This window comes from Gallibacterium anatis DSM 16844 = F 149 (genome assembly GCF_000379785.1).
Taxonomy (GTDB): domain Bacteria; phylum Pseudomonadota; class Gammaproteobacteria; order Enterobacterales; family Pasteurellaceae; genus Gallibacterium; species Gallibacterium anatis.
Genome location: NZ_KB903740.1, coordinates 1 through 10,378 on the forward strand (window position 1 = coordinate 1; position 10,378 = coordinate 10,378).

The 10,378-nt window shown below is 39.7% G+C and carries 9 protein-coding genes and 3 tRNA genes; 5 read left to right on the forward strand and 7 right to left on the reverse strand.

Going from position 1 to position 10,378, the window contains the following annotated elements; all coding sequences use genetic code 11:
• Positions 1-110: 110 nt before the first annotated feature.
• The 4 genes from A3EO_RS0110995 to wecA form a co-directional block, all read right to left on the reverse strand.
• Positions 111-187, reverse strand: a tRNA-Pro gene (locus A3EO_RS0110995).
• 8 nt (positions 188-195) lie between these two features.
• Positions 196-271, reverse strand: a tRNA-His gene (locus A3EO_RS0111000).
• Positions 272-312: 41 nt separating this feature from the next.
• Positions 313-389: transfer RNA gene (locus A3EO_RS0111005), tRNA-Arg, on the reverse strand.
• 290 nt (positions 390-679) lie between these two features.
• Complete coding sequence (gene wecA / locus A3EO_RS0111010) at positions 680-1,759, reverse strand: UDP-N-acetylglucosamine--undecaprenyl-phosphate N-acetylglucosaminephosphotransferase (RefSeq protein WP_013745404.1); 1,080 nt, start codon at positions 1,757-1,759, stop codon at positions 680-682.
• Positions 1,760-1,919: 160 nt separating this feature from the next.
• On the opposite strand from wecA, the gene hemL reads away from it, so the two are divergent.
• Entirely contained in the window at positions 1,920-3,206 is a 1,287-nt protein-coding gene (gene hemL, locus A3EO_RS0111015) for a glutamate-1-semialdehyde 2,1-aminomutase (protein WP_026211126.1), read from the forward strand.
• Positions 3,207-3,390: 184 nt separating this feature from the next.
• Positions 3,391-4,773, forward strand: coding sequence for a Do family serine endopeptidase (locus A3EO_RS0111020; RefSeq protein WP_026211127.1), 1,383 nt, complete (start codon positions 3,391-3,393; stop codon positions 4,771-4,773).
• A gap of 57 nt (positions 4,774-4,830) precedes the next feature.
• Here A3EO_RS0111020 and A3EO_RS0111025 read toward each other — a convergent pair whose 3' ends face one another.
• Positions 4,831-6,753, reverse strand: coding sequence for a bifunctional 2',3'-cyclic-nucleotide 2'-phosphodiesterase/3'-nucleotidase (locus tag A3EO_RS0111025; protein WP_233432294.1), 1,923 nt, complete (start codon positions 6,751-6,753; stop codon positions 4,831-4,833).
• A 141-nt stretch (positions 6,754-6,894) separates the two neighbouring features.
• Here A3EO_RS0111025 and A3EO_RS0111030 point away from each other — a divergent pair, with 141 nt between their 5' ends.
• Positions 6,895-7,716: a Cof-type HAD-IIB family hydrolase gene (locus A3EO_RS0111030; RefSeq protein WP_018347188.1), complete on the forward strand. Its 822-nt coding sequence runs from the start codon at positions 6,895-6,897 to the stop codon at positions 7,714-7,716.
• A 1-nt stretch (position 7,717) separates the two neighbouring features.
• Positions 7,718-8,404 (forward strand): Sir2 family NAD-dependent protein deacetylase, encoded by a 687-nt coding sequence (locus tag A3EO_RS0111035; protein WP_018347189.1) that lies wholly within the window; start codon positions 7,718-7,720, stop codon positions 8,402-8,404.
• An 8-nt stretch (positions 8,405-8,412) separates the two neighbouring features.
• On the opposite strand, the gene A3EO_RS0111040 is transcribed toward A3EO_RS0111035, so the two are convergent.
• Positions 8,413-9,345 carry a LysR family transcriptional regulator gene (locus tag A3EO_RS0111040; RefSeq protein ID WP_018347190.1) on the reverse strand — a complete coding sequence of 311 codons (933 nt, stop codon included), beginning with the start codon at positions 9,343-9,345 and terminating at the stop codon, positions 8,413-8,415.
• A 115-nt stretch (positions 9,346-9,460) separates the two neighbouring features.
• Between A3EO_RS0111040 and maiA the strand changes: the two genes are divergently transcribed.
• Positions 9,461-10,102 carry a maleylacetoacetate isomerase gene (gene maiA / locus A3EO_RS0111045; protein ID WP_018347191.1) on the forward strand — a complete coding sequence of 214 codons (642 nt, stop codon included), beginning with the start codon at positions 9,461-9,463 and terminating at the stop codon, positions 10,100-10,102.
• 23 nt (positions 10,103-10,125) lie between these two features.
• Here the strand turns inward: maiA and A3EO_RS13230 are convergent.
• A partial coding sequence (locus tag A3EO_RS13230; protein WP_018345855.1) for an IS1595 family transposase occupies positions 10,126-10,378 on the reverse strand: 253 nt, incomplete at its 5' end.

A 10,378-nucleotide genomic window follows, 5' to 3' on the forward strand; every position in this document is an offset into this window, starting at 1 on the left:
AACTTTACGTTTTATTGCTTAACCAAGCCCTGAATTCTATTGAGTCACTCAATTTGTTATCTACGAATGCCCACACAGATTGTCTGATAGTTTTTTAAAGAACAAAAAAATGGTCGGCGAGATAGGATTTGAACCTACGACCCACTGGTCCCAAACCAGTTGCGCTACCAAACTGCGCTACTCGCCGATTTATAATGGGGTGGCTAATGAGACTCGAACTCACGACAACCGGAATCACAATCCGGGGCTCTACCAACTGAGCTATAGCCACCATAGATTTTTAGATATTGCGTTTACCTAACCCAACCGAGCTGGCGCGCTCGACAGGATTCGAACCTGAGACCTTTGGCTCCGGAGGCCAACGCTCTATCCAACTGAGCTACGAGCGCTCATCGCGTCGTTGCGGGGCGTATATTAATGACTTTCAGATGGACTGTCTAGCTTTTTTTTTAATTTTTTTTCGTTTGATGATATTTTACTCTTTATTGATATTTTTTAGTCATTTTCTTAATAATAAATGCTCAGAACACACTTATTTTTACCATTTTGATGAATTAAATCGAACATAACGACACAAGCAGAAAAGAGAGTTTTCTATTTTTCTGGATGAATAAAGGAAATATTAGATAAGAAAAAGGTGATGTTTTCTGGTTTTCATACTCACATCACCTTAGCTCTTCTATTTTTTACTTACCAAGCCTTTTGCTTTTCGCCATCTACGCTGTATTCTTCTGATAAAACGCGTAACCCGCCAAGCCCGTGTAATTGAATAACCATATAAAAAGATTAACACGATAAAGCCGAAAAACATTAGCCATTCATTGATATAGTAAATTTCTCCTAAAATGCCAAATCCTGCACATACCGCCGCCATCAATGTAATAACAGCAAACGCTTGTCGAGAAGTTAAACCAGCTCTCACCATCAAATGGTGTACGTGCAAACGATCGGGACGGAAAGGACTTTTCTTTTTCTTTAATCTTCTGATGACCACACAGATCATATCAATTAAAGGAATAGCAATCAGCCAAAGTGCAGTAATCGGTTTAATTGGATGACCGTGTCCTTGTGTACTTAATAATAAAATCCAAATCATAGTGAAACCGATTAGCGTACTTCCCGAATCCCCCATAAACACCTTATTCTTAACGCCAAACACTGACATATTAAATAAGATATAAGGAATCAAGCATAAAATAAGTGCAAAGCACCACGCAGCCAAATCGATCTGTCCATCCAATACTAATAAGATACCGATTGCAGCAAATGAAACACTGGACAAACCACCAAGCAACCCGTCAATACCATCAATCATATTGAAGGCATTCACTATAGCAATAGTCGCAAACACGGTAATGACAATACCTGCTGTTCCTAGCGTAATCTGGAACGGACCGATAATTTCTCCAAGGTTATTTAGCGACAAATCTCCAATATAGATCATCGACAACGCCAAGATTGCCTGCACAATGGCGCGCAAAAAAGGACTTAAATCAAAACGATCATCAAGCACACCAACAATTAACAACACAGTGACACAACTCAAATAGAGATAAGGCAAACGCATTTCATTCCATTCAAGGAAATAATAACAAGCGTTACTAATAAACAAGGCAATCCCACCAATGAGAGGAATTAATCCTTGGTGGCGTTTACGATAATTCGGTTTATCCACCAGCCCGATTTTTACCGCCAATGGACGCATAATAATTAATGCTAGAAATGAACTTAAGAACGTTAACACAAAACTCAGCCACATATTTTAAAGACCCCTTAACACACGAGTTGTAATGCTGAATGATGGTTGAAAATGGTTGATGAGAATAGCATAAAGTCACTTTTTAATACATTTGTTTTTTTCATTATCTTTTGATTTCAAGTACAATATTGTCCACATTTAACTACAATGAGAAAAAATGATGACATCTTCAGTAACTTTATTCGAAAAAGCACAAAAATTTATTCCCGGTGGAGTCAATTCACCTGTTCGTGCATTTAACGGTGTATCCGGTACACCTGTCTTTATCCAACGAGCTCAAGGCGCTTATCTTTATGATAGTGAAGGCAAGCAGTATATCGATTATGTTGGTTCTTGGGGACCAATGGTCTTGGGACATAATCATCCCTCAATTCTTAATGCAGTCATTGAAACAGCTAAAAATGGTTTAAGTTTCGGTGCGCCAACCGAATTAGAAATTGAATTGGCTGAGTTAGTGTGCCGCTTAGTCCCCTCAATCGAAATGGTTCGTATGGTGAATTCCGGTACTGAGGCAACAATGTCAGCCATTCGTTTAGCCAGAGGTTACACGAAACGGGATAAAATCATAAAATTTGAAGGATGCTACCACGGACACGCTGACTCTTTATTGGTTAAGGCCGGTTCCGGTGCATTAACTTTAGGTCAACCAAGCTCACCGGGCGTGCCGGCTGATTTTGCAAAACATACTTTGACTTGTACTTATAATGATCTCGATTCCGTCGAAGAAACTTTTAAGCAATATCCGACTGAAATTGCCTGCATTATTGTTGAACCGGTGGCGGGAAATATGAATTGTGTTCCGCCGAAACCAGGTTTTTTACAAGGATTACGCCAACTTTGTGATCAATATGGTGCATTATTAATCATTGATGAAGTAATGACAGGCTTTCGTGTTGCACTTGCCGGTGCACAATCTTACTACGATGTAAAACCGGATTTAACCACGCTCGGTAAGATTATCGGCGGCGGAATGCCGGTCGGTGCTTTCGGCGGTAAAAAAGAAATTATGCAATATATCGCTCCAACCGGTCCTGTTTATCAAGCCGGCACATTGTCTGGAAATCCAATCGCGATGGCAGCCGGTATTGCCTGTTTAACTGAATTAGCAAAAGCAGGCAATGAGGCATTACTTGCTGAGAAAACAAAAACATTAGCGGAGGGGTTAAAATCCCTTGCTCAAAAACATCAAATTCCTTTCGTGGTCAATTATGTCGGTGGAATGTTTGGACTATTTTTCACTGATCAAGGCAAAGTGGAATGTTATCAAGATGTAATGAAATGTGATGTGGAACGCTTCAAAAAGTTCTTCCATTCAATGTTGGATCAAGGTGTTTATTTGGCACCATCTGCTTTTGAAGCCGGATTTATGTCACTTGCACACAGCTCACAAGATATTCAAGCAACGCTAGCTGCTGCAGATAAAGCATTCGCTGCATTAAAAGCTTAATGCACTTTTCTTCACGGCATAATAGTCAACTATTATGCCGTTTCTTTACCTCTAAACAGTTATTTTATCTATTTTTGCTTAAATTTCCGGCTTTTCGGGAACATTTCCTTTTAATGCTTGTCTTAATGGCGCGAATAACAATTCGTATAAAGCTATTTTTTTAAGGAGATATTTTTAAATGAAAATTAATAAGAAAAAATTTGTTTTAACCAGTATTGCACTCGGATTAAGCATCTTCTGCGCTTCACTGCCTACGCAAGCCAACATTCCAACTTCTGTGTTGGAAAATAGCTCAACACCAAGTTTAGCACCGGTGTTGGAGCAGGTTCTTCCGGCAGTGGTCACCATTTCGGTAGAAGGAACCGCTGAAAACGGTCCAAGTAATAATTTCTTACCCGAACTACCGCCGGAATTCCAATTTTTCTTTGGCGATCAATTCAATAATCGCTCCCCTCGCCAATTTAAAGGGTTAGGATCAGGTGTGATTATTAATGCCGATAAAGGTTATGTTTTAACCAACAATCACGTGGTTGACGGTGCCGATAAAATTACCGTTACACTCAGTGACGGCAGAGAATATAAAGCAAAATTACTCGGCAATGACGCTATGTCGGATGTCGCGTTAATTCAATTAGAAAATGCCAAAGATCTCACCCAAATAAAAATGGCTGATTCAGATAAAGCAAAAGTCGGTGACTTTGTGATTGCTGTCGGAAATCCTTTTGGCTTAGGACAAACCGTCACTTCAGGGATTATTTCTGCTTTAGGGCGTGCAGCCGATGATGATACCAACAGTTATCAGAATTACATTCAAACCGATGCTGCCGTCAATCGTGGTAATTCAGGCGGTCCGTTGCTTAACTTAAAAGGTGAACTGGTCGGGATTAACACCGCCATTATCGCACCAAGCGGCGGTAATGTTGGTATTGCATTTGCGATCCCAAGCAATATGGCAAACAGCCTGGCACAACAAATCATTGAATTTGGTCAAGTTAAACGTGGCGTTTTAGGCATTAAAGGCGGTGAATTAAATGCCGATCTTGCCAAAGCATTCGATGTTAAAGCACAAAAAGGGGCTTTTGTCAGTGAGGTGCTTCCAGATTCCGCCGCTGCCAAAGCAGGATTAAAAGCCGGCGATATTATCACCGGATTAAATGGTCAAAATATCAATAGCTTCTCTGAGTTACGCGCTAAAATTGCAACGACCGGCGCCGGCAAAGAGATGGAAATCACCTATCTACGTGATGGTAAATCCAATACTGTCAAAGTGAAATTGCAAGCAGATAGTGAATCTTTAGCCAGTGGCAACAGTGTCATTTCTAATTTAGATGGTGCTGACTTAAAGAACTACCACGAGAAAGATCAAAAAGGGGTGGTGATTGCTGAAGTAAAACCTAACTCAAAAGCAGATCAATTAGGATTGAAGAAAGGGGATATTATTATCGGCATCAACCGTCATCAGATTAATAATATTGGAGAATTACGCAAAATTTTAGACGGCAAACCGGCTGCTATTGCGCTCAATATTATTCGTGGCAACAATAATTTCTACCTCTTTATTCGCTAAATTCTCCTTAATCCAAGCTCACCATTACGGTGAGCTTTTTTATTAAGAAATGTCAATTTATGGTTTTAAATCAATCTGATAGAGTGCAAAACCATTTTCATCCTGACCAACATTTTTCATCGGATACTGCGCTTGTTTTTGAATAAACTCTGCTGCTTTTTCTGACGGAGAGGTTTCAAATACAATTTCCGCTTTATTATTCGGAATAGCTTTTAAGCGCCAATTATTGTCCGCAGTTGATTTAACTTCTCCCTGTTCCTTGCTGACACGACGAATATAATCCGCCAAAATTGAACGGTTTTCATCCGGCGAAGCAAATGCTGTTTGGCTGCCGTCAGTACCCGGGAATTTATTACCAAATGCACGATAATTATTGGTTGCTAACAAGAATTGCTGTTGCGGATCAATCGATTTGCCGTTAAAAGTCAAATCGGTAATACGGTGTGCTTGTGGATTAATCAATTTACAATCACCGTCATAACGCGCCGGTTGGGTTACATCAATCTGATAATTAACGCCGTCAATCACATCAAAATTATAGGTGCGGAAACCATCCCAATTTAATAGTGGCTGTTTTTCCGCTTTATTCGGATCAATTTGATTAAACTGACCGGCAGAACATTCCAACCATTCGCGTACCTGTTCACCATTCACTTTTACCGCAACCAAAGTATTCGGATACAAATAAAGATCTGCCGCATTACGGAAACTTAATTGTCCGGCTTCCACTTCAGTAAAGTTTGTCGGATCGTTTTTACGCCCACCCACTTTAAACGGTGCTGCCGCAGATAAAACCGGTAATTTCGCTAAATCAGGATCACCTTGCACGAAACGTTTGACATAATCCTGTTGCGCCTGATTAACAATTTGAATTGTCGGATCATCCTGTACCAACGCGAGATAACTGTACATTTTACCATCCGCCTTACCAATCGGTTGGTTCACATAATCACGCGTATTTTTATGATCTTTTGCCAACGCTTTGACAATCGGTTGATACTCTTCCGCCAACGCTTTCTTATTTTTTCCATCATAAATCGGTCTTGCTTCCGCTTTTGCTTGTTGCACGACCCATTTACCACTATTGTTACTTAACGTTAAATCAATCACACCGACGTGGCTGCCCCAACGTCCCGGCATTACTGCCGGAATACCGTTAATAGTTCCGGTAACAATATCCGCCCCCGGAATGCCGGCAAACTCTTTACTTGGGAAAACGGCGTGAGAATGCCCGAAAGCAATCGCATCAATACCTTTCACTTGTGATAAATAATAAACAGAGTTTTCCGCCAATGCTTGATAAGGCTCACTGGAAACACCGGAATGCGCCACTGCGACAATCACATCCGCACCTTTCGCTTTCATTTCCGGCACAAGTACTTTTGCTGTTTCGGTAATATCTTTGGTGATCACTTTGCCATCAAGATTCTTTTTATCCCACGTCATAATTTGCGGCGGTACAAAGCCAATATAACCGATTTTAATTTTGTGTTGCTTACCGTCTGAATCGGTGAATTGGTAATCCTTAATCACATACTGTTTAAAATAAGGTTTACCGGTTTTTGCATCAAAAACATTAGCATTAACATAAGGATATTTAGCACCTGCCAACGCTTTTTTCAAAAAATCCAATCCATAATTAAATTCGTGATTCCCAATATTGCCGACATCATATTTCAATAAATTCATTGCTTTAAAAGCCGGATGAATATCACCTTTTTTTAACCCTTTTGCCGCAGCATAATCGCCCATCGGGCTGCCTTGAATCAAATCACCATTATCCACCAACACACTGTTCTTGACCTGTTGGCGAGCTTTCATCACTAAATCGGCAGCTCTCACCAATCCCAATGCACTGGAAGGCGCATCTTTATAATAATCATAGTCCATCATATTGGCGTGCAAATCTGTAGTTTCAATCACACGTAAATTTACTTCCGCAGCTGTTGCATAAGCACTCATCAATGCGCCGCCAAACATTGCCCAAAAAACGGGTTTTAATGAAAATCGCATCCTTTTCCTCTCTAAAAAACAAATTAAAAAGCGTGTTGATTTTATGCCAAAGGCAACGCAGAATAAACAAATTTCAATAATTAAAATGACTTAGCACAAGGAAACCCTATGACAAAATATAAATTACTGGCAACGGATATGGATGGCACACTGCTTGATAAGCAAAAGAAAATCAGTGAACGCAACCAACAGGCTATTCACGCTGCAAAACAAGCAGGTGTAAAAATTGTGTTGGCTTCCGGTCGTCCTTTAGAAGGCTTACAACCTTATCTGCAACAACTTGGCTTATTAGATGAAGAAGATTATGTGCTCTGTTTCAATGGTGCTTTAGTGCAACGCAGCGATGGCAAAATTATTACCCGTCAGGAAATGAGCGGAAAAGATTGTAAAATGCTCACCGATTACGCACAAAAATTCGGTGTTTTCTGTCACACCTTTTCTGAATCACGCGGTCTTATCGCACCTCAAGAAAATCAATACAGCCGACACGATGCGGAAATTAATCATATTCCTTTACATATTATTGATTTTTCACAAATTCCTGATGAAGAACCGGTCATTAAAACAATGTGGGTAGATACACCGGAAAAATTAGACGCCGCATTAGCCAAACTGCCTGAAAATATTGCCAAACAATATACCATTGTTCGCAGTACACCATTTTTCTTGGAGTTTCTACCTTTAGCCGCCAATAAAGGAAGTGGCGTTGAAAAATTAGCGCAACATCTTGGATTTACTGCCGATGAAATTATTTGTATCGGTGATGCCGGCAACGATCTTCATATGCTCGAATATGCAGGTTTAGGCGTAGCAATGGGCAACGCAACCGATGAAATAAAAGCGATTGCCGATTATGTTACTGCCGATAACCTCCATTCCGGCGTTGCTGAAGTTATTGAAAAATTTATTTTAAATCAAGAAGGTAAATAAAATGAAACCAATTTGTGCCGTATTAAGCGGTGCCGGAATCAGTGCGGAAAGTGGGTTACCCACTTTCCGAGCTGAAGACGGTTTATGGGCTGGTCACCGCGTGGAAGAGGTTTGTACTCCCGAAGCGCTGGAACGAAACCCGCAAAAAGTACTCGACTTTTACAACGAACGCCGCCGCAATGCAGCGGCAGCACAACCCAATGCTGCACATCTCGCCTTGGTGGAATTAGAACAGAAATATGATGTCAGAATTATTACGCAAAACGTTGACGATCTGCACGAACGCGCCGGCAGCAAAAATGTGCTTCATTTACACGGTGAATTAAATAAAGCACAAAGTAGTTTTGATCCGGACTACATTGTTCCGTGCCATAAGGATCAATTGATTACCGACAAAGATCCTAACGGTCACTTAATGCGCCCATTCATCGTCTTTTTTGGCGAAAGTGTCCCAATGTTGGAACCGGCAATAGATATCGTCGCCAATGCAGATATTCTGTTGGTGATCGGCACTTCATTGCAAGTTTACCCTGCCAATGGCTTAGTGCACGAAGCGAAACGAAGTGCAAAGATCTATCTTATCGACCCAAATCCAAACACCGGCTTCATCCAACGACAAGTCAACGTCATCGCCAAAAAAGCCACTGAAGGTGTGGTACAAGTTGTGCGGGAATTGTTAAGTTGTTAATGGCTAAATTATGATTCATTTTCTATAAATAAATCTGCAGACCGTCTACAGCACTGAATGAGCGAGTCCAATAACAAATCCGGTTGGACTTGCTCGTTCCAGATCATCCCCACAGCACCATCCACCACTCCAACATCAATATTTAATTTAGTCAAAATTCCCATTCTTTGAAAATGTTCAACAACACTCTTAGATGCAACTGATAACATATCACTATGTTCTAATATCCATAAATTTGCCATTTGTGAAGTTGATTTAATACGATAAATAGGCGGCGGCTTCCCGATAGACGTAACCGCATTATCCAACCTACTTCGAATAGGAACTCCCTTAGGCCAAACAATCCATTCATATTTATCTAAATCATTCCAGCTAACTTCCTCTTTTTGAGTTAATGGATGGTAACGTCTGGCAACAATACAAATCGGATCTCGATATAGTAATTCACTTTGCATCCGTTCTTGAGGAGTATAATTATCTAAACGACCGATCACCAGATCCAACTCTCCCTCCTTTAAAAGTTTAATCAAACTATCCATCGTATCTTCTTTTATCTCAATAAATACATTCTTATGTACTGATAAAAAATTTAAGATTGCATTCGGAACAAAGTGAGGAGCTGCTGCCGGAGACATTCCTATAATCAATGTCCTTTGTTGCCCCTTAGAAACATCATCTAAATCCTGTTGAGTTCTAGCAGCTTCAATTAGAATACGTTTAGCATGTGCAATCAAAACTTTTCCCGCCGGTGTTGGAGTAAGGCCCTTTGCATGGCGAATAAAGAGTTCTATTCCAGTATCATCTTCCAATTCTTTTAACCATCTAGATAACGCTGGTTGAGTCATATTAGCTTTCCGAGCAGTCTCACTCAAATTCTCAGTTTCAGCTAACAAAATCAACAAATTTAACTGCTTTAACTTTAATCGTTTTATCCATTTCATTATAAATCACCATTATCCATACCATTTTTGATATGGAAATATCATTTTTAATCATTATACAAATATAACTTTTTTAGTAAATAATGGATTCATTCAAAACAAGAGAGGAAATAAAATGAAACTTTATAGTTTTTTCAATAGTTCTACGTCATACAGGGTTCGTATTGCACTTGCACTTAAAGGACTACAATATGAATATCAGGGTGTTAACATTCGTATTGGTGAACAAAGTACAACTGAGTACAAAAAATTAAATCCGTCAAAGGGGGTTCCTCTATTTGTCGATGATGACGGATTCCACCTAAATCAGTCGTTAGCAATTATTGAATATTTAGATACAAAATACCCTAATCCAGCTTTATTACCTAATGATGAGAAGTTAAAAGCTCAAATTCGTGCATTTTCCTATGGAATAAGTTGTGACATTCATCCTATTAACAACTTAAGAATATTAAAGTATCTAACCAATCAACTTCATATTTCCGACGAACAAAAGACTGCTTGGTATAAACATTGGGTAGCTGAAGGATTGACTGCTGCAGAAAGTACCCTAAATACAAGAAATAAAACACCTTATTGCTTTGGAGATACTCCCAGCTTAGCTGATATTTGCCTTATTCCACAAATCGCAAATGCGGAACGTTTTGGTTGTGATCTTTCCCCATATCCAAGACTTATGGAAATCTATCATCTATGTATTAAGCACCCCGCATTTACCCAAGCACAACCAAATCAACAACCTGATTTTATTAAATAATTTGGGGCTGAAGTAGATTAGCGTTAAATCTGACACCATTTCCGCAGGATTTTGAGCTGTTGAGATGGTGTCCCATAGTTGAAACGAAACTCACATTCTTTCAAAAAAAGAGGGAAAGATTTTCGATCAATTCCATTATACTTTCTTAGCACACGCTTTGCTTGATTCCAAAAATTCTCTATCCCATTAATGTGATTTCGCCGCTCAGCAAAATGAGTACTGTGGTTAATTCTATAGTGCGTAAACTCACTAACATCTAGCACATCATAGCTATGA